17 protein-coding genes and 2 pseudogenes are annotated in these 18,960 nt (G+C 59.4%); 14 read left to right on the top strand and 5 right to left on the bottom strand.

Annotation, left to right across the window (positions count from 1 at the left end):
• The first annotated feature begins 84 nt into the window (after nt 1-84).
• The 9 genes from exaC (at nt 85) to AC07O1_RS13770 (ending at nt 9,635) form a co-directional block, all read left to right on the top strand.
• Entirely contained in the window at nt 85-1,605 is a 1,521-nt protein-coding gene (gene exaC, locus AC07O1_RS13730; protein WP_494995009.1) for an acetaldehyde dehydrogenase ExaC, read from the top strand.
• A gap of 247 nt (nt 1,606-1,852) precedes the next feature.
• A complete protein-coding gene (gene eat / locus AC07O1_RS13735; protein ID WP_495089086.1) occupies nt 1,853-3,223 on the top strand; it encodes an ethanolamine permease in 1,371 nt (456 codons plus the stop codon).
• A gap of 164 nt (nt 3,224-3,387) precedes the next feature.
• Nucleotides 3,388-4,782 carry an ethanolamine ammonia-lyase subunit EutB gene (locus AC07O1_RS13740; RefSeq protein WP_494995007.1) on the top strand — a complete coding sequence of 465 codons (1,395 nt, stop codon included), beginning with the start codon at nt 3,388-3,390 and terminating at the stop codon, nt 4,780-4,782.
• 11 nt (nt 4,783-4,793) lie between these two features.
• Nucleotides 4,794-5,615, top strand: coding sequence for an ethanolamine ammonia-lyase subunit EutC (gene eutC, locus AC07O1_RS13745; protein ID WP_495089123.1), 822 nt, complete (start codon nt 4,794-4,796; stop codon nt 5,613-5,615).
• Nucleotides 5,616-5,722: 107 nt separating this feature from the next.
• Nucleotides 5,723-6,181, top strand: a complete 459-nt coding sequence (locus AC07O1_RS13750) for a GNAT family N-acetyltransferase (RefSeq protein ID WP_495012483.1) — start codon at nt 5,723-5,725, stop codon at nt 6,179-6,181.
• Between the two features lie 365 nt (nt 6,182-6,546).
• Nucleotides 6,547-7,203, top strand: a complete 657-nt coding sequence (locus AC07O1_RS13755; RefSeq protein ID WP_494995005.1) for a DedA family protein — start codon at nt 6,547-6,549, stop codon at nt 7,201-7,203.
• Nucleotides 7,204-7,209: 6 nt separating this feature from the next.
• Nucleotides 7,210-8,022, top strand: coding sequence for a M90 family metallopeptidase (locus tag AC07O1_RS13760; RefSeq protein WP_494995004.1), 813 nt, complete (start codon nt 7,210-7,212; stop codon nt 8,020-8,022).
• Between the two features lie 111 nt (nt 8,023-8,133).
• A complete protein-coding gene (ppa, locus tag AC07O1_RS13765; protein WP_123423475.1) occupies nt 8,134-8,661 on the top strand; it encodes an inorganic diphosphatase in 528 nt (175 codons plus the stop codon).
• Nucleotides 8,662-8,888: 227 nt separating this feature from the next.
• Complete coding sequence (locus AC07O1_RS13770) at nt 8,889-9,635, top strand: S24 family peptidase (RefSeq protein ID WP_494995082.1); 747 nt, start codon at nt 8,889-8,891, stop codon at nt 9,633-9,635.
• A 320-nt stretch (nt 9,636-9,955) separates the two neighbouring features.
• Here AC07O1_RS13770 and AC07O1_RS13775 read toward each other — a convergent pair.
• A pseudogene (locus tag AC07O1_RS13775) lies at nt 9,956-10,326 on the bottom strand (MFS transporter); the annotation flags it as partial.
• 249 nt (nt 10,327-10,575) lie between these two features.
• Here AC07O1_RS13775 and AC07O1_RS13780 point away from each other — a divergent pair.
• The 5 genes and pseudogenes from AC07O1_RS13780 to AC07O1_RS13800 form a co-directional block, all read left to right on the top strand.
• Nucleotides 10,576-10,893 (top strand): annotated as a pseudogene (locus tag AC07O1_RS13780) (DUF4172 domain-containing protein); the annotation flags it as partial.
• 85 nt (nt 10,894-10,978) lie between these two features.
• Nucleotides 10,979-11,221, top strand: a complete 243-nt coding sequence (locus tag AC07O1_RS13785) for an exodeoxyribonuclease VII small subunit (protein WP_419116615.1) — start codon at nt 10,979-10,981, stop codon at nt 11,219-11,221.
• Entirely contained in the window at nt 11,218-12,105 is an 888-nt protein-coding gene (gene ispA, locus AC07O1_RS13790; RefSeq protein ID WP_495089087.1) for a (2E,6E)-farnesyl diphosphate synthase, read from the top strand. The genes AC07O1_RS13785 and ispA overlap by 4 nt, the downstream gene beginning before the upstream one ends.
• Before the next feature lie 111 nt (nt 12,106-12,216).
• Nucleotides 12,217-14,115, top strand: coding sequence for a 1-deoxy-D-xylulose-5-phosphate synthase (gene dxs, locus AC07O1_RS13795; protein WP_495089088.1), 1,899 nt, complete (start codon nt 12,217-12,219; stop codon nt 14,113-14,115).
• A gap of 170 nt (nt 14,116-14,285) precedes the next feature.
• A complete protein-coding gene (locus AC07O1_RS13800; RefSeq protein ID WP_495089089.1) occupies nt 14,286-16,169 on the top strand; it encodes a TonB-dependent receptor domain-containing protein in 1,884 nt (627 codons plus the stop codon).
• A 75-nt stretch (nt 16,170-16,244) separates the two neighbouring features.
• On the opposite strand, the gene AC07O1_RS13805 is transcribed toward AC07O1_RS13800, so the two are convergent.
• The 4 genes from AC07O1_RS13805 to AC07O1_RS13820 all read right to left on the bottom strand — a co-directional run bounded on the left by AC07O1_RS13805 (nt 16,245) and on the right by AC07O1_RS13820 (nt 18,959).
• A complete protein-coding gene (locus AC07O1_RS13805) occupies nt 16,245-17,042 on the bottom strand; it encodes a cobalamin-binding protein (protein WP_495089090.1) in 798 nt (265 codons plus the stop codon).
• Nucleotides 17,042-17,461: an MFS transporter gene (locus tag AC07O1_RS13810; protein WP_495089091.1), complete on the bottom strand. Its 420-nt coding sequence runs from the start codon at nt 17,459-17,461 to the stop codon at nt 17,042-17,044. Before AC07O1_RS13810 ends, AC07O1_RS13805 begins: the two co-directional genes overlap by 1 nt.
• Complete coding sequence (ribA, locus tag AC07O1_RS13815; protein WP_494994997.1) at nt 17,458-18,075, bottom strand: GTP cyclohydrolase II; 618 nt, start codon at nt 18,073-18,075, stop codon at nt 17,458-17,460. The genes AC07O1_RS13810 and ribA overlap by 4 nt, the downstream gene beginning before the upstream one ends.
• A gap of 146 nt (nt 18,076-18,221) precedes the next feature.
• A complete protein-coding gene (locus tag AC07O1_RS13820; protein ID WP_495089092.1) occupies nt 18,222-18,959 on the bottom strand; it encodes a substrate-binding periplasmic protein in 738 nt (245 codons plus the stop codon).
• Nucleotide 18,960: the final 1 nt, after the last annotated feature.

The following is an 18,960-nucleotide window of genomic DNA, read 5'->3' on the forward strand; positions in this document are numbered from 1 at the left end:
CACTGGCCCGACCTTTGCTCTAGGCTTATGCAGCGCAACAGCGCGTCCTCCCTTATAAGCACAAAAGCCAAGGAGATACCCATCATGCGTTACGCTCACCCCGGTACTGAAGGCGCTATCGTTTCGTTCAAAAGCAAATACGGTAATTACATCGGTGGCGAATTCGTCGCGCCTGTCAAAGGTCAATACTTCACCAATACCTCGCCGGTAAACGGCCAACCTATCGCAGAATTCCCGCGCTCCACCGCCGAAGATATCGACAAAGCGCTGGACGCCGCCCACGCTGCCGCTGCGGCCTGGGGCAGTACTTCGGCTCAGGCCCGTTCGCTGGTCCTGCTGAAAATTGCCGACCGTATCGAACAGAACCTCGAACTGCTGGCCGTCACCGAAACCTGGGACAACGGCAAAGCCGTGCGCGAAACCCTGAACGCCGACATCCCGCTGGCCGCTGACCACTTCCGTTACTTCGCCGGTTGCCTGCGGGCTCAGGAAGGCAGCGCCGCGGAAATCGATGGCAACACCGTGGCGTATCACATTCATGAACCACTGGGCGTGGTCGGGCAGATCATCCCGTGGAACTTCCCGATCCTGATGGCCGCCTGGAAACTCGCCCCGGCCCTGGCTGCCGGTAACTGCGTGGTGCTCAAACCTGCCGAGCAAACCCCGCTGGGCATTACCGTACTGATGGAGCTGATCGGCGATCTGCTACCGCCGGGCGTGCTCAACGTGGTGCAAGGTTTCGGCAAAGAAGCGGGCGAAGCGCTGGCCACCAGCAAACGCATCGCCAAGATAGCCTTCACAGGCTCCACCCCGGTCGGCTCGCACATCATGAAATGCGCGGCCGAAAACATCATTCCATCGACTGTTGAACTGGGCGGCAAGTCGCCGAACATCTTCTTCGCCGACATCATGCAAGCCGAACCGACCTTCATCGAGAAAGCCGCCGAAGGCCTGGTGCTGGCGTTCTTCAACCAGGGCGAAGTCTGCACCTGCCCATCTCGGGCACTGGTGCAAGAGTCGATCTACGACGATTTCATGAAAGTAGTGATGAAAAAGGTCGAACAGATCAAGCGCGGCGACCCACTGGACACCGACACCATGGTCGGCGCTCAGGCGTCCGAACAGCAATTCGACAAGATCCTGTCCTACCTGGAAATCGCCAAGGGCGAAGGCGCCCAGCTGCTGACCGGCGGCAAGGTGGAAAAACTCGAAGGCAATCTGGCCAGCGGTTACTACATCCAGCCGACCCTGCTCAAGGGCACCAACAAAATGCGCGTGTTCCAGGAAGAAATCTTTGGCCCGGTGGTGAGCATCACCACCTTCAAGGACGAAGCCGAAGCCCTGGCGATTGCCAATGACACCGAGTTCGGCCTTGGCGCCGGCCTCTGGACTCGCGACATCAACCGCGCGTACCGCATGGGCCGGGCGATCAAAGCCGGTCGCGTCTGGACCAACTGCTACCACCTGTACCCGGCTCACGCCGCGTTCGGCGGCTACAAAAAATCCGGTGTCGGTCGTGAAACCCACAAAATGATGCTCGACCACTACCAACAGACCAAAAACCTGCTGGTGAGCTACGACATCAATCCGCTGGGCTTCTTCTAACCCGGCGCGGCTTCGCGTAACGGCTATCGCGGGCAAGCCTCGCTCCTACAGGATCAGGTCGTATCAGTAGGAGCCTGGCTTGCCAGCGATGGCGCCTCCATTGACACAACGAACATCGCCCTGCCGCTCTGGCACGGGCATTGCGTGCCTGATCTACAGATAAACCGCTGCGTGAACAGCGTCCCCTGACTCAAACAACCGCTACTGAAAGTCCAACAGATCAACAATAAAAATACAGAGAGGACTTATGACTTCTACCACACAGCTCAAACCCACACTCGGCACCCTGCATTTATGGGGCATTGCCGTCGGTCTGGTGATTTCCGGCGAGTACTTCGGCTGGAGCTACGGCTGGGGTACGGCCGGCACACTGGGCTTTCTCGTCACCGCGTTAATGGTGGCGACGATGTACACCTGCTTCATCTTCAGCTTCACCGAATTGACCACCGCCATTCCCCATGCTGGCGGACCGTTTGCCTATAGCCGTCGGGCGTTTGGCGAAAAAGGCGGATTGATCGCCGGGATCGCCACGCTGATCGAGTTCGTCTTTGCGCCACCGGCTATCGCCATGGCCATCGGCGCCTACTTGAACGTGCAATACCCGGATCTGGACCCGAAAGTCGCCGCAGTCGGCGCCTACTTCGTGTTCATGGGGCTGAACATCCTTGGCGTCAGCATTGCCGCGACCTTCGAACTGGTGGTGACTGTTCTGGCGGTGGCCGAGCTACTGGTGTTCATGGGCATAGTCGCGCCGGGCTTCAGCTTCAGCAACTTCGTGCTTAATGGCTGGTCCGGTTCCAGCGAATTCAGTGCTGCCTCGATCCCCGGCATCTTTGCCGCGATCCCCTTCGCCATCTGGTTCTTCCTGGCCATCGAAGGCGCGGCCATGGCCGCCGAAGAAGCCAAGGACCCGAAACGCACCATTCCACGGGCCTACGTCAGCGGCATTCTGACCCTGGTGTTCCTGGCGATTGGCGTAATGGTGATGGCCGGCGGCGTGGGCGATTGGCGCCAACTGTCGAACATCAACGACCCGCTGCCTCAGGCGATGAAAGCCGTGGTCGGCAACAACTCCAGCTGGATGCACATGTTGGTGTGGATCGGTCTGTTCGGTCTGGTGGCGAGTTTCCATGGCATCATCCTCGGCTACTCGCGGCAATTCTTCGCCCTGGCCCGTGCCGGTTACTTGCCCGCAGGGCTGGCTAAGCTCAACCGCTTCCAAACCCCCCACCGGGCGATTCTGGCCGGCGGCGTGATCGGCATCGCGGCGATCTACAGCGATGGCCTGGTCAACCTGCAAGGCATGACCCTGACTGCGGCGATGATCACCATGTCGGTGTTCGGCGCCATCGTGATGTACATCATCAGTATGCTCAGCCTGTTCAAACTGCGTAAAACCGAGCCGCTGCTGGAGCGTACCTTCCGTGCGCCGGGCTATCCGCTGGTGCCAGCCATCGCGCTGTTCCTGGCGGTGGTGTGTCTGGTGGCGATGGCCTGGTTCAATACGCTGATCGGTTTGATCTTCCTGGGTTTCATGGCGGCAGGCTTCATTTACTTCCAGCTGACCGCCAAACAACGTTCCGATGCCCCGGCTGACGCCATGCTGACAGGAATCTAAGATGCACCTGCGCCGGGCGGATCCCCGGCGCATGCCCTATGTAGGAGCGAGCTTGCTCGCGATGAGGCCGTCACATTCAACATCAATGTTGACTGACAGGCCGCAATCGCGAGCAAGCTCGCTCCTACAGAGAACACTTCACAGAAATCAGGAGGACACCGCCCATGGCCGCATTTGCCCATACCGTCGGCGCCCAGACCTACCGCTTCGACAGCCTCAAAGAAGTCATGGCCAAGGCCAGCCCGGCGCGCTCCGGGGACTTTCTGGCCGGCGTCGCCGCCCTCAACGATGGCGAACGGGTCGCTGCGCAGATGGCCCTTGCTGACATCCCGCTCAAGCATTTTCTCGAAGAAGTGCTGATCCCTTATGAAAGCGATGAAGTCACCCGACTGATCATCGACAGCCACAATAGCGCCGCTTTTGCCGTGGTCAGCCACCTCACCGTCGGCGGCTTTCGCGATTGGCTGCTCAGCGACGCGGCCGACGAACACAGCCTGCGCGCCCTGGCGCCGGGCCTGACCCCGGAAATGGCCGCCGCCGTATCGAAGATCATGCGCGTGCAGGATCTGGTGCTGGTGGCGCAGAAGATCCGCGTCGTGACCCAGTTTCGCGGCACCATGGGCCTGCGCGGGCGCCTGTCCACCCGCCTGCAACCCAACCACCCGACCGACGCGCCGGCCGGGATCGCCGCAAGCATCCTCGACGGCCTGCTCTACGGTAACGGTGACGCAATGATCGGCATCAACCCGGCCACCGACAGCATCGCCTCGATCTGCACCATGCTGGAAATGCTCGACGCGATCATTCAGCGTTACGAAATCCCCACCCAGGCCTGCGTGCTGACCCACGTCACCACCTCCATAGAGGCGATCAACCGTGGCGTGCCGCTGGATCTGGTGTTCCAGTCGATTGCCGGCACCGAAGCGGCCAACGCCAGTTTCGGGATCAATCTGAATGTCTTGCAGGAAGGCTACGACGCCGGTTTGAGCCTGAACCGCGGGACGCTGGGACAGAACCTGATGTATTTCGAGACCGGCCAGGGCAGCGCCCTGTCAGCCAACGCCCACCATGGTATCGACCAGCAAACCTGCGAAACCCGCGCCTATGCCGTGGCACGGCATTTCAAACCGTTTCTGGTGAACACCGTGGTCGGCTTCATCGGCCCGGAATACCTCTACAACGGTAAGCAGATCATCCGCGCCGGGCTGGAAGATCACTTCTGCGGCAAGCTGCTGGGCGTGCCAATGGGTTGCGACATCTGCTACACCAACCATGCCGAAGCCGACCAGGACGACATGGACACCCTGCTGACCTTGCTCGGCGTGGCCGGGATCAACTTCATCATGGGTATCCCCGGCTCCGACGACATCATGCTCAACTACCAGACCACCTCGTTCCACGACGCGCTCTATGCCCGGCAGACCCTGGGCCTGAAGCCGGCACCGGAATTCGAGCGATGGCTGGCGCACATGGGCATCTTTACTCAGGCTGATGGCAAGGTGCATTTCGGCAACAGCCTGCCGCCAGCCTTCCGCCAGGCTATGGCGCAACTGGGATGAGTGATCGAGTGATGGATAAACCGCCTACCGATAGCCAGAATCCGTGGCAGGAACTGCGTCGCCTGACCCCGGCGCGGATCGCCCTCGGCCGCACCGGCACCAGCCTGCCGACCGATGCGCAACTGGACTTCCAGTACGCCCACGCCCAGGCCCGCGATGCGGTGCATCTACCCTTCGATCATGCCGGGCTCAGCACGCAACTGGCCGAACGCGGGCGCGACAGCTTGTTGCTCCACAGTGCCGCCACCGATCGCAACAGCTATCTGCAACGTCCCGACCTTGGCCGACGACTGAGCAACGAGTCGGCACAAAATCTGCAAGATTATGCGCTGGAACACCCCGGTGGCGTGGATCTGGCCGTGGTGGTGGCTGATGGCCTCTCGGCACTGGCCGTGCATCGGCATACCCTGCCGTTTCTGGCGCGCATGGAGGAGCAGGCCCTGGCCGAAGGTTGGTCGTTGTCACCCGTGATGCTGGTGGAACAGGGCCGGGTCGCAGTGGCCGATGAAATCGGTGAACTGCTGGGTGCAAAAATGGTGGTCATTCTGATCGGTGAACGCCCGGGCCTCAGCTCGCCGGACAGTCTCGGTCTGTACTTCACCTATAATCCCAAGATCGGCCTGACTGACGCCTACCGAAATTGCATCTCCAATGTCCGGCTGGAAGGGTTAAGTTATGGAATGGCCGCCCATCGCTTGCTGTATTTGATGCGTGAGGCCTGTCGCCGTCAGCTGTCGGGGGTTAATTTAAAGGACGAAGCACAAGTTCATACATTGGATTCGGACGCAGCCGTACACTCAAATGGCAACTTCCTACTTCCAAAACAGGTGTAATTGACGGCATCCTGATTGCGCTTTTTACAGGCCTTAGGCAGCATCGAACCACGGCTGCCCGAGTAATGCCCTGTTTGCCGTCTACCCACTTGAAGTTGAGGCTTATCATGCGGATTACTCAAGCGACCCTGGAACATCTGGACCTGCTGACCCCACTGTTCGTCAAATATCGCGAGTTCTATGGCTCGCTACCGTTTCCCGACTCCTCCCGTGCCTTTCTTGAAAAACGTCTGCGGCGCAAGGAATCGGTGATCTACCTGGCCCTGTCCGATGAAGACAACAGCAAGTTGCTGGGTTTCTGTCAGTTGTATCCGAGCTTCTCTTCCCTCTCGCTAAAACGTGTGTGGATCCTCAACGACATTTATGTCGCCGAAGACGCCCGCCGACAACTGGTGGCCGACAACCTGATCCGCACCGCAAAAAAAATGGCCAAGGAAACCCATGCCGTACGCATGCGGGTCTCCACCAGCAGCAACAACGAAGTGGCGCAGAAAACCTACGAATCCATCGGTTTTCGCGAAGACACCGAGTTCAAGAGCTACATACTGCCCATCAGCGAAGATTGAAACGCAAGCCCTGTGGCGAGAGAGCTTGCTCCCGCTGGACCGGGGCGCGCTCGTCCGCGAAGCGGTCCTGAAGTCAGGCAATGAATTCGCTCGGTCAGAACCCGTGTTCCGGTTTTACGACTGTTTTGCCCGAGCGCGGACCGACTGGCGGCGGCAGGCCCCTCGCCACGGTAGATAGTCAAATGCCCGGAAGTCCGCGTTGCATCCTCGACATTCCCCGCTACAAACTCAACACGCAATTCACATCTGAAATCGTATAATGCCGACCTTCCCGGGCCGTAAGAAAAACTACACCTTCCTGTAGTCTCATTGCCCAAAGCCTCGCACAGGCCTGCTGAGTCGGGCCATCACCACAGGTGCCATCCATGGATTTCAACCCGCTCGACCTGATTCTGCATCTCGACGTCTATCTCGATTTGCTGGTAACCAACTACGGGTCATGGATATATGCCATCCTGTTTATGGTGATCTTCTGCGAAACCGGTCTGGTGGTCACACCGTTTCTGCCGGGCGATTCGCTGCTGTTCATCGCCGGTGCCGTAGCCGCTGGTGGCGGTATGGACCCGGTGCTGCTGGGCGGACTGCTGATGCTGGCGGCGATCCTCGGTGACAGCACCAATTACGTAATTGGTCGAACAGCCGGCGAACGCTTGTTCAGCAACCCGAACTCGAAAATCTTCCGCCGCGACTATCTGCAGCAAACCCACGACTTCTACGATAAGCACGGCGGCAAGACCGTGACTCTCGCGCGCTTTCTGCCGATCATTCGGACCTTCGCTCCGTTCGTCGCCGGCGTCGCCAAAATGCCTTACTCGCGGTTCGTCTCTTTCAGCGTTGCCGGCACCATTCTGTGGGTCGGCGGGCTGGTCACCCTGGGCTATTTCTTCGGCAACGTGCCATTCATCAAGAAGAACCTTTCGCTGCTGGTCGTCGCAATTATCTTGCTGTCACTGCTGCCGATGATCATCAGTGTCGTACGCAACCGCCTCAACCGTTCGACCTCAAAAGCCGAATCACGCTGAACGTCCATGTGGTCGCTCAGCGCCTGGCGCCGGCGGCGCACATTGGCCAAACATCCCGTTGCCCCTGAAATGTGGCAGCGGGTGCGTCAGCACCTGAGCTTTCTCGATGGTTTGAGCGACGCCGAAGACCAATGGCTGCGCGAGTCCAGCGTGTTGTTCCTGCAAGACAAACACCTGACCACGTTGTCGGGTGTTGAACTTCACCAAGAGCAACGCCTGCTGCTCGCCGCACAGGCGCAATTACCGCTGCTGCATCTGGGCGATCTGAATTGGTATCAGGGTTTTCACGAAATCGTGCTTTACCCCGACGACTTCCTCAGCCCGCAGCGTCATCGCGATGCCAGTGGCGTCGTCCATGAATGGGACGGCGAGCACAGCGGTGAAGCCTGGCAACAGGGGCCGATCATTCTGGCCTGGCCGGGCGTAATGGCCAGTGGTGGCTGGGAAGGCTACAACCTGGTGATCCACGAACTGGCGCACAAACTCGACATGCTCAACGGCGACGCCAACGGCCTGCCACCGCTGCACAGCGACATGCGCGTCAGTGACTGGGCGAAGGTGATGCAACACGCCTACGACGACCTCAATCGCCAACTGGATCGCCACCCGCACGCCGACTCCGTCATCGACCCATATGCAGCGGAAAATCCGGCCGAATTTTTCGCCGTCACCAGCGAATATTTCTTCAGCGCCCCGGATTTGCTGCACCAGGCTTACCCACAGGTCTATCAGCAACTGCAGCTGTTTTACCGTCAGGACCCGCTGGCCAGGCTCAAGCAACTGCAAGCCACACATCCGGCTTACCAGACATACGACTAAGGTCTACGCGACCTCTGGTACGTGGCGTTGACGGCGGAATATGCCTATAATCGCCGCCACTTTTTGGTCAATCCGGCCAAGTCATTTGGCCACTTACGGGGGCACCGCCCAATGAGCTACAGCAAGATTCCGGCTGGCAAAGACCTGCCGAACGACATCTACGTCGCGATCGAGATTCCGGCCAACCACGCGCCGATCAAATACGAAATCGACAAAGACAGCGATTGCCTGTTCGTTGACCGTTTCATGGCCACCCCAATGTTCTACCCGGCCAACTACGGTTACATCCCGAACACCCTGGCGGACGACGGTGATCCCCTCGACGTGCTGGTGGTAACCCCTTACCCGGTTGCTCCAGGCTCGGTGATCCGTGCGCGTCCAGTCGGCATCCTGAACATGACCGACGACGGCGGCGGCGATGCCAAAGTCATCGCCGTTCCACACGACAAGCTGTCCCAGCTGTACGTGGACGTGAAGGAATACACCGACCTGCCACCGCTGCTGATTCAGCAGATCGAGCACTTCTTCGCGAACTACAAGGATCTCGAAAAAGGCAAATGGGTGAAGATCGAAGGCTGGGACGGCGCAGACGCCGCCCGCGCCGCGATCATGAAGTCGGTTGCTGCCTATAAAGGCTGAGACGGTATTGGCTGATCGCCACTGACGGTTTCAAAAAACCCCGGTTATCCGGGGTTTTTCATGTCTGGACAAACACAAATCAAGCGAACGGCTATAACAAATAGACAGACCTGTTTAATAAGGTTTAAACAACGCTAAAAACATCCTGCATTCAGCAATTTTTACCCTCACAAATTGAACTACTTGTTTATTTGAACGCGTGGCGCTCGCCCGTAAACTCCGTACCCATGAAAACGACATGCGGCTCTCGCTTTAAAGCGCTCCTTAAAGAGGTGAACATCAAATCCTCGGAATTTGCTGCGTTCTGCAACGTAGAGCCGCAGCACGTGAACAACTGGTACAACCGCGGAGTACCGTCTTACCGAATGGATGAGATTGCGGCGTTGTTATCCGTCAACAGCAAATGGCTGCGAACCGGCGAAGGTCCGAAATACCCCAATCGCCTGCAACTTGCCGATACCTCAAGCAACACTTTTGAATCAGCGGAAACTCACTGCACCTATAGTGTGAATGCGCAGTTGGCAGACGTAGAAATCCCGTTTTATAAAGAAGCGTCCACCGCTCCAGGTTCCAGCGAAACACAGGTCATTGAAATACCCGGGCAGAGCGTGCGCTTGCCGCGACGTCACCTGGAAATCCTGGACGTTGATCCCGCCCAAGCCATCTGCGCACCGATGATCGGCAACAGCATGGCGGAAAAGATCCAGGACGGCTCCATCCTCGCCATCGACCGAGGCCTGACCCACATAGTGGATGGCGAGATCTACGCCCTCGAACACGACGGCATGCTCCGGCTGAGATACGTCCACCGCCTCCCCGCCGGGGCCTTGCGCCTGCGCAGCCACAACAGCGCCGAATACCCGGACGAAGTGTTCAGCGCCGAGCAGATTGAGGCGCAAAACATTCAGATACTGGGCTGGGTATTCTGGTGGTCGACACTCCACAAACGCCGCCCACCGGTGCCTTTCAAATAGCTCCTGGCCCGGTAACCGAGTACGCGATCACCCTGGAACGCCCTTTGGGCTGGGAATTCTTCAAAAAAATCAGTATGCTGCGCCCCACATTTGCGCATCGACCGTTTCCAACGGCCAGATCGCCCCGACGCGGCAGATAATTTTCTCGCCAAGTCCCACAGCCAGACGCCAGATCTGGATGTACGTTTTGAAGGCTGGCGCGGCTTACCAAAAATAAGCCAAGCCAGTCCCCGAGAAGCCGGCCACAAGCCGGCTTTTTAATGTCCTACGTTTTTCGCCACCCAAGCGTGTGCCCCCCCAATTCCAAAAGCGGCATTCTGTCAGTCAAGCACTTTGACCTGAACCTCCCTCCTGAACAGCGCCTCCGCAGCAGATAACGCCAACTGCAGACCATGAGTACTGGTAGACATCGCCGCGCCGCTGATCAAAGGCCCGAGCAAGCTGCCCACGCCCCACAAAAAACCTGCGCTGGCATTGGCCGTCACCAGGTCCGCGCCCTTGAAACCTTGTCCAATCAGGATGATCGCCAGGGTATAGACCCCACCGGCGATCGCCCCGAGAACCACCAGGCCAGAGCAGAAGTGGATAGTTCATCAGCCACGGCAGGCACACCCCGATGATCAGCGAAAGTACGCCGCACGCCAGATTTGTCCGAGAGCCAGCCCAAGGGGATCTGGAACGCCGCATCGCCAAGCAGGGGAAAAGGGGATTTATTTGTGAATAACTCATCTGAACAGCCGTTGCCTGGAAAAGGGGACTGATTTATTTGTGAATAACTCATCTGAACAGCCGTTGCCTGGCAATTTCTCCAATGCCATCGATGAAGCAGCCTGCTGCCCAAGTTGGCCGACGAGGCACTTTGGTTCGCGCCCCTCGGAATTCAATGAGTAGCGTTTCAGCAAAACACTAGACCCTGAGCTAAACCCCCAACACAAACGGCTCACTATTGAAAAGCCTTCAACAGGCGATGGCTCGTATCGGTCGGGTGCTTGGCAAGGCTCGTTTCTGGCAGCTGCATCGACAGCAGATCCTGTCTTCAGAACAAGTCAAAGTACTCAATCGCCTGCTCGATGGTGGTGAGAGCGGTTTTGAGGAAGGCATCAGCGCGGCCCGGTACCAAGCCGTGGCAAAGGTCTCCAAAGCCACTGCCACCCGTCATCTGATCGATCTTTTGGACAAAGGCTGTCTGATCCGTCTGCCCGGCGGTGGTCGCAGCACCCGATATCAGGTCAATTACTCGGGAGACACTGAAACCTGACCCGGCGGGGTCACCCCTCAGATTTGCCCCAACCCCCTATGTCTGCTAGTGTCGCGCCGGTTTAACGTCAACCGGGATAGCCGCCATGGCCCGCAAAAAAGCTGCCTTAGATTTCGAACAATCCCTCGCTGACCTGCAAACACTGGTCGAGCGTCTGGAGAACGGCGAGCTGTCGCTGGAAGACTCGTTGACTGCCTTTGAACAAGGCATCGGCCTGACCCGCGATTGCCAGGCTGCTCTGGCCCAGGCCGAGCAGAAGGTTCAGGTGTTGCTCGAACGCGACGGGGAGCTGACCGAGGAACCCTTCGACGCGGAACAGCCAGAATGATTGCCGCGTATCAGGCCAGCAGCCAGGCCCGCGTCAATGCTGCGCTGGAAATCCTGTTCGTCGTTCCAGGCCCCGAGCTGTCGCGTCTTTACGCAGCCATGCGCTACAGCGTGATGAACGGCGGCAAACGTGTACGCCCGCTGCTTGCTTACGCAGCCTGCGAAGCGCTTGGCGGTGCGCCCGAGCAAGCCAACGGCGCGGCCTGTGCGGTGGAATTGATACACGCGTACTCGCTGGTGCATGACGATTTGCCGGCAATGGACGATGACGATCTGCGTCGCGGCCAGCCTACGACTCACAAAGCGTTCGATGAAGCCTGTGCGATTCTTGCCGGTGACGGCCTGCAAAGCCTGGCGTTCAGTGCGTTGCTCGACCCCCGCCTGAGCACCTCGGATGCCGAAACCCGTTTGAGCATGGTCAGCACCCTGGCATTGGCGGCAGGCCCGGCGGGCATGGTCGGCGGCCAGGCCATCGACCTCGGTTCGGTCGGCCTCAAGCTCGATCAAGCGGCGCTGGAATACATGCATCGGCACAAGACCGGCGCGCTGATCGAAGCCAGCGTCAAGCTGGGCGCATTGGCCAGTGGCCGTGCCGAAAAAGCCGAACTGAAATCCTTGCAGACGTACGCACAGGCCATCGGTTTGGCGTTTCAGGTGCAGGACGACATCCTCGATGTCGAAAGCGATACCGCGACACTTGGCAAACGCCAGGGCGCCGATATCGCCCGGGACAAACCGACTTATCCGGCCCTGCTCGGCCTTGAAGCGGCCAAAGCCTATGCCCTGGAACTTCGCGATCAAGCCTTGCACGCCCTGCGACCGTTTGACGCGGCGGCCGAGCCGTTGCGGGACCTGGCGCGCTATATAGTCGAGCGGCGCAGCTGAATCGGCCGCGTTGTTTGACTGCATATCGGCCAACTTCCAAGCTCTGCGTGGGCAGCTTGCGATGCATAAGGTAAACTGCCGCCTCTTTCTATACCTATAACGATTCGCCTGATGCCCACGACGTTTCATGAGATTCCCCGCAAACGCCCAACCACGCCCCTGCTTGACCGTGCCGATACGCCGGCCGGCCTGCGCCGGTTAGGTGAAGCCGAGCTCGAAACCCTGGCCGATGAGTTGCGCCAGGAGCTGCTCTATACGGTCGGCCAGACGGGCGGACATTTCGGTGCCGGCCTTGGCGTCATCGAGCTGACCGTTGCGCTGCACTACGTCTTCGACACCCCGGACGACCGGCTGGTGTGGGACGTGGGCCATCAGGCTTATCCGCACAAGATCCTCACCGGCCGTCGCGAGCGCATGAGCACCCTGCGCCAGAAGGACGGCATCGCGGCGTTCCCGCGCCGCTCCGAGAGCGAGTACGACACCTTTGGCGTCGGTCACTCCAGCACCTCGATCAGTGCAGCGCTGGGCATGGCGATTGCCGCCCGCTTGCAAAACAGCGACCGCAAGGCTATCGCAGTCATCGGCGACGGCGCATTGACCGCGGGCATGGCTTTCGAGGCGCTGAACCACGCGCCGGAAGTTGACGCCAACATGCTGGTGATCCTCAACGACAACGACATGTCGATCTCGCGCAACGTCGGCGGGCTGTCGAATTATCTGGCGAAGATCCTTTCCAGCCGTACTTACGCAAGCATGCGTGAAGGCAGCAAGAAAGTGCTCTCGCGCCTGCCCGGCGCCTGGGAGATTGCCCGTCGTACCGAAGAATACGCAAAAGGCATGTTAGTTCCCGGCACACTCTTCGAAGAGCTGGGCTGGAACTACATCGGCCCGATCGACGGACACGACCTGCCGACGCTGATCGCTACCCTGCGCAACATGCGTGACCTCAAGGGCCCGCAGTTCCTGCACGTAGTCACCAAGAAAGGCAAAGGCTTCGCCCCGGCGGAAGTCGACCCGATCGGCTATCACGCCATCACCAAACTCGACCCCCTGGATGCCCCGGCCGCTGCGCCGAAGAAAGCCGGCGGGCCGAAGTATTCCAGCGTGTTCGGTGAGTGGCTGTGTGACATGGCCGCCGCCGATCCGCGCCTGGTCGGGATCACGCCGGCGATGAAGGAAGGCTCCGACCTGGTGGCCTTCAGCGAGCGTTTCCCGCTGCGCTATTTCGACGTGGCGATTGCCGAGCAGCACGCCGTGACCTTCGCCGCCGGTATGGCCTGCGAAGGCGCAAAACCGGTGGTGGCGATCTATTCGACCTTCCTGCAACGCGGTTACGACCAGCTGGTACATGATGTTGCGGTACAGAACCTCGACGTACTGTTCGCCATCGACCGCGCTGGCCTGGTGGGCGAAGACGGTCCGACCCACGCCGGCAGTTTCGACTTGTCGTTCCTGCGCTGCATCCCCGGCATGCTGGTGATGACCCCGAGCGACGAGAACCAACTGCGCAAAATGCTCAGCACCGGACACCTCTACAACGGCCCGGCCGCTGTGCGTTACCCGCGCGGCACCGGCCCGAATGCGCCCATCGAGAAAAACCTCGAACCGATTGAGATTGGCAAAGGCGTGATTCGCCGTCAGGGCAGCAACGTCGCTCTGCTGGTGTTCGGTGTGCAACTGGCCGCAGCACTGAAAGTCGCGGACAAACTCGATGCGACGGTAGTCGACATGCGTTTCGTCAAGCCATTGGACGAAGCCTTGGTTCGGGAAATTGCCAACACTCACAAGCTGCTGGTGACCATCGAAGAAAACGCGATCATGGGCGGCGCCGGTGGTGCAGTCAGCGAATTTCTCGCCCAAGAGAATATCCTCAAGTCCATGCTGCATCTGGGCTTGCCGGACGCTTACGTCGAGCATGCAAAACCTGCGCAAATGCTCGCTGAGTGTGGCCTGGACGAAGCGGGTATCGAAGCTTCCGTTCGCGAGCGCTTGCAGCTGCTGGGCCTCTAAACCTCTGGAATCATGCAGAACCCTGTGGGAGCGAGCTTGCTCGCGATAGCGGACTGACAGTCGACATAAACGTCGACTGACACAACGCTATCGCGAGCAAGCTCGCTCCCACATTGGTTTTTCGTCCCCCCTCGAATTTGTATCCGTTTCAAAACGCCAATGGATTGCCCATGAACCTCCCCCGCCTCGCCTTGACGTTGACCCTTTGGCCAGCCGGACAGCTTTTGGCTGAGACCTTCGAACGTGAACAAGCCCTGAAACTGCCGGACGTGCTGATCAGCGCCAATCGCCAGGTCGAAGCCCGCAACGACAGCAGCGCCGCCAATACCGTATTTACCCGCGAAGACATCCACCGTTTGCAACCGAGCAGCGTCACTGACCTGCTCAGCCGTGTGCCGGGCGTGCAGGTCGCGCAAGCAGGCGGGCGTGGCAGCCTGCCGGGGATATACATCCGCGGCGCCAAGTCGGCGCAGAGTCTGGTGCTGGTGGACGGCCAGCGCATCGGCAGCTCGACCTCCGGTGACAGCAATCTGCAACACCTGAATATCGATCAGATCGAGCGCGTGGAAGTCCTGCGCGGTTCACGCTCGGTGATCTACGGTAGCGACGCCATTGGCGGGGTGATTCAGATTTTCACCCGGCGCGGTGCCGAACAGGGCCTGCAGCCGCGTCTGCACCTGGGATTTGGCAGCAACCGGACCTGGGAGCGCAGCCTGGGGTTGTCCGGCGGCGATGAACATACCCGTTTCAACCTCGGTGCCAGCCTCGATGAAACCGCCGGGATCAATCGCACCCATGAGTCCTTCCCCAGCGACGGCGACCACGACGAGTATCGCAACAACTCCCTGAGTTTGAGCCTTGGCCATTCCTTAAGCGATGACGTCGAAGTGGGCCTGAACCTGCTGGATAACCGTGGCAAAAGCGAGTTCGACAGCCCGTTTGGCCGCTTCGACATGAATACACTCCAGACCGTCAGCCAACAGCCTTACAGCGATTTCACAGTGAACAGCGTCAGCAGTTATGTTGATGCGCGCATCAATGATCTGTGGGAGTCTCGGCTGGAACTGGGCCACAGCGAAAACCGCGAGAAGACCTTTGACAAACTCAGTGACGAGCGCAGCGCGTTCAACACCTATCGCGATTCGCTCAACTGGCAGAATGACCTGACGCTCGACGACAGCAACAGCCTGATCCTCGGCGCAGACTGGTACGAAGACCGGATCAACAGCAGCACCGCATTCGACGAAGACAGCCGCTGGAACCGTGCAGCCTTTATTCAGCACCGTTTCCAGGCTGAAAGCTTCTCCACTGAACTGGGCCTGCGCCGCGACCAGAACCAGCAGTTTGGCGGCCAGAACAGCTGGAGCGGCACCTTCACCCTACCGCTGAACCCGGACAACGATGTGCTGCTGACCTACAGCGAAGGCTTCCGCGCGCCGACGTTCAACGACCTGTACTACCCCGATTTCAGCAACCCGAACCTCAAACCCGAGACCTCGAAAAGCTACGAGCTGCAATGGCGCAGCCAGTTGAGCGAGACCAGCCGCCTGGAAGCCTCGCTCTACCGAACCGATCTTGAAGACGCGATCATCTTCGGCAAAAGCTCTCGCCCGGAAAACGTCGCTTCGGCACGGATCAATGGCTTCGAAGCCGCGCTCAAACAAGAGCTGTTCGGCTGGCAGAGCAACCTCGGGCTGGCGATCATCGACCCGCGAGACCGCGACAGCGGCCACACCCTGAGCCGCCGCGCCCGACGCACCTTGAGCCTGGACCTGGATCGGCAATTCGATCGGTTCAGCCTTGGAGCAAGCTGGCAAGCAGTGAGCAGCAGCTACGACGACGAGGACAACCAGGATCCGTTAGGCGGTTATGCCTTATTCGGTTTGCGCAGCAGTTGGGCTCTGAATCGCCAGATCCGGCTGGAGCTCAAGGTCGACAACCTGCTGGACAAGGCATACAGCCGTGCGCTCTACAGCTTTGACGGGAATAACTATGGTTATCGGGAAGAAGGTCGGGCATGGATGTTTGGCGTGACCTGGACACCGCAGATCTAGCCAAAAGTTTTGTTGCCTGCTCTGACGCCATCGCGGGCGGCGATCCGACTTGCCCGCGATGAATACACCTCGGTCTCAGCGATCTGGCGCTATCAATTCACACAACCTGGCCGTAGCCGCAATCATCTGCCCACTCGGCCGTTCCAGCCCTTTATCCGTCACCAGCAGCAATTGCCCATGCGCCACCGCCCTCACCTGCGGCCAGGCTTTCCAGGCATTGAGCTGCGCCTGGCTACCGGCCAGGATAACCTCGGGATTGCGCTGCAATACTGACTCCAGATTGACCTGCGGCGCCGGTAAATTCAGGTTGGAAAACACATTGTGTGCACCGCAGACTCCCAGCGCATCGCTGATGATCTGCCCGCCGCCAACGGTGTACAGCGGCTGATCCCAGACCTGATAGAACACCTGCAACGGCTCATCCCGTCGATAGCGCTGGCGCAGATTCGCCAGTTGTCTGCGCAAGTCTGCGGCCAGCGTTCGGCCACTCTCTGGCCGACCGAGTTGCCCGGCAATCGCGTCTATCTGTGTGATGAGTTGTTCAAGGTTGTGGGGATCGGCAACGTAGGTGGGGATATTCAAGCGCTTGAGTTGCTCACGCTGCGTCGGGCCGACACTGCCGGGCCAGAGCAACAGCAAATCAGGCTTGAGACTGAGCAGGCGCTCCATGTCCAATTGACCATAACGCCCGACCGAAGGCACGGCGTTCAACTCAGACGGACGCTCACCGGCATCGAGCACGCCGACCAGCAGATCGGCAGAACCCAGCTCAACGACAATTTCAGAGAGAGACGGTGCGAGGCTGACCACCCGCTCCACGGCCGCCGCCGAGCCACTGATGGCCAGTAGCAGAACCGCCAGCCACCTACGCATCAACCGAGCTGGCGCGGAATACGGTAGAGGTAGAACAGCACCGTCGTGGACAGCGCCAGCAGGATTAGCGGCACGGCTTCGAGGCCGACAAACACCGCCAGCGCACCGATCCAGGCCGGTAGCCCGGCGGCCAGGAACGCTGCACGGCGTTTGGCAGCCAAAGCAATCCAGGCAGCAGGTTCTTCAGGCGTATCGAGGGCTTTCTGGGTGGCGATCAAGGCGTATTTATAGCCACCGAAGAAACGCAGACTGACGAACATCGACGCCATGCCCGCGATAAAGAACGGCATCGCCAGAACCGGTAACACGGCCTCGGTCTGACCGAACACCGCATTGATCACCAACAGCGGCAGCAAGGCCAGCGCCAGGTACTGCCACCAGTTGACGGCCAATCGCCGCCGTACTTGACCGCGGGTCACGCCCGATCAGCCTCGCCCTGGTGCTCGTTGCCCATCATGTGGTCGAGCTTGCTGGCTTTGGTGGCCAGGTAGAGTTTGTTGTGCGGGTTGTGGCCAGTGTGCAGCGGGACGCGCTCGGCGACCACGATGCCCATCTCGGTCAGTGCTTTGACCTTGCGCGGGTTGTTGGTCATCAGGCGCAAGGATTTCACACCCAGATGCTCAAGCATTGGCAGGCAGATGGCATAGTCGCGCTGGTCTGCAGCAAAGCCCAGACGCTCGTTGGCTTCAACAGTGTCGGCGCCGCCGTCCTGCAACTCATAAGCGCGGATCTTGTTCAGCAAGCCAATGCCACGACCTTCCTGACGCAAATACAGCAACACACCGCGGCCTTCACGGGCGATCGCCTGCAAGGCGGCCTCGAGTTGCGAACCGCAGTCGCAACGCTGGCTGAACAAGGCATCGCCGGTCAGGCATTCGGAGTGCAACCGGCCGAGTACCGGTGAGCCATCGGCGACCTCACCCAGACTGAGCACAACGTGCTCGCGACCAGTGGCCTCATCGAGAAAGCCATGCATGGTGAATTGCGCAAAAGGGGTTGGCAGCTTGGAAGCAGCGACGAAAACGACGGGCACCGTGTGCTCCTGATCTGTATGAGGACTGGAGATTCGCAGAGGCGGCATTGTAACAGCAGGTTCCTGCCGACGCTTAGGCTGAATTATCGGCCATAAAGATCAAGAAGTTTGATCTCTACCCCGTAAAGCCAAGCAAACACCAGCTGCTACATTTTTTCGAACGGGTAAGGTTGTTTCCAGCGTTCGAAGATCGGTCGCAACTGACCACTTTTCACCAACGACTCCATGCGCTGATCGAACAGCGCCAGCAGCGCCCGCCCCCGAGGGTTGTTGGCGAATCCCAGAAAAACCGGTAGTTCGGCCAGATGCGTTCGCCGGAACTGCGCTGGGTTCTGCGCCCCACCGAGCACGAAATCAACCTCGGTCAACGCATCGATGTAGTAATCGGCACGGTCGTGCAACAGCATCGGCAAAACCCCGTTACGACGCTGGACTTCATTGAAGTTATGGATGTTGGGAAAGTATTTTTGATACTGGTAACCCCGTACCCAGAGCAGGCGAGAGTTCCCCAGCGTGGCCACGGTTGGCGCCGGGCTGCTGGCCAGACCCAGTGCGTAAATATGGTCATAGTCGTAGTGCCAACGGGGATAGAGCACGCCACCGACTTCATCTCGGTAAGAGCCGACCCAGGCATCCACCTCACCGCGCTGCACCAGTCCGACCGAGCGTGTGTAAGGCACCGTGCGGATCTGCAGCGTAACGGCAGCCGGTTCGAAGACTGCCCGCAGCACATCCCAGGCCAGACCATGGCCGTCGGCGGCGGTGTAGTCGCGCCATTCTTCACTGGCCAGACGAATCTGGGCGGGAGTCGTGGGCAATTCACTCGCCCGTACCGCAGCGCACGACAATACGCAAAGCAGTATCAACAGCCAGCGACCACTCATC

Source organism: Pseudomonas sp. GW821-FHT07G10, from assembly GCF_059418545.1.

Bases quoted from the DNA above. Each gene is read 5' to 3' on its own strand.
- eat (WP_495089086.1), top strand. From the start codon at position 1,853: ATGACTTCTACCACACAGCTCAAACCCACACTCGGCACCCTGCATTTA.
- eutC (WP_495089123.1), top strand. From the start codon at position 4,794: ATGGATAAACCGCCTACCGATAGCCAGAATCCGTGGCAGGAACTGCGT.
- exaC (WP_494995009.1), top strand. From the start codon at position 85: ATGCGTTACGCTCACCCCGGTACTGAAGGCGCTATCGTTTCGTTCAAA.
- AC07O1_RS13820 (WP_495089092.1), bottom strand. From the start codon at position 18,959: ATGAGTGGTCGCTGGCTGTTGATACTGCTTTGCGTATTGTCGTGCGCT.
- AC07O1_RS13750 (WP_495012483.1), top strand. From the start codon at position 5,723: ATGCGGATTACTCAAGCGACCCTGGAACATCTGGACCTGCTGACCCCA.
- AC07O1_RS13770 (WP_494995082.1), top strand. From the start codon at position 8,889: ATGAAAACGACATGCGGCTCTCGCTTTAAAGCGCTCCTTAAAGAGGTG.
- ispA (WP_495089087.1), top strand. From the start codon at position 11,218: ATGATTGCCGCGTATCAGGCCAGCAGCCAGGCCCGCGTCAATGCTGCG.
- ppa (WP_123423475.1), top strand. From the start codon at position 8,134: ATGAGCTACAGCAAGATTCCGGCTGGCAAAGACCTGCCGAACGACATC.
- AC07O1_RS13800 (WP_495089089.1), top strand. From the start codon at position 14,286: ATGAACCTCCCCCGCCTCGCCTTGACGTTGACCCTTTGGCCAGCCGGA.
- AC07O1_RS13785 (WP_419116615.1), top strand. From the start codon at position 10,979: ATGGCCCGCAAAAAAGCTGCCTTAGATTTCGAACAATCCCTCGCTGAC.
- AC07O1_RS13760 (WP_494995004.1), top strand. From the start codon at position 7,210: ATGTGGTCGCTCAGCGCCTGGCGCCGGCGGCGCACATTGGCCAAACAT.
- dxs (WP_495089088.1), top strand. From the start codon at position 12,217: ATGCCCACGACGTTTCATGAGATTCCCCGCAAACGCCCAACCACGCCC.
- AC07O1_RS13805 (WP_495089090.1), bottom strand. From the start codon at position 17,042: ATGCGTAGGTGGCTGGCGGTTCTGCTACTGGCCATCAGTGGCTCGGCG.
- AC07O1_RS13740 (WP_494995007.1), top strand. From the start codon at position 3,388: ATGGCCGCATTTGCCCATACCGTCGGCGCCCAGACCTACCGCTTCGAC.
- AC07O1_RS13755 (WP_494995005.1), top strand. From the start codon at position 6,547: ATGGATTTCAACCCGCTCGACCTGATTCTGCATCTCGACGTCTATCTC.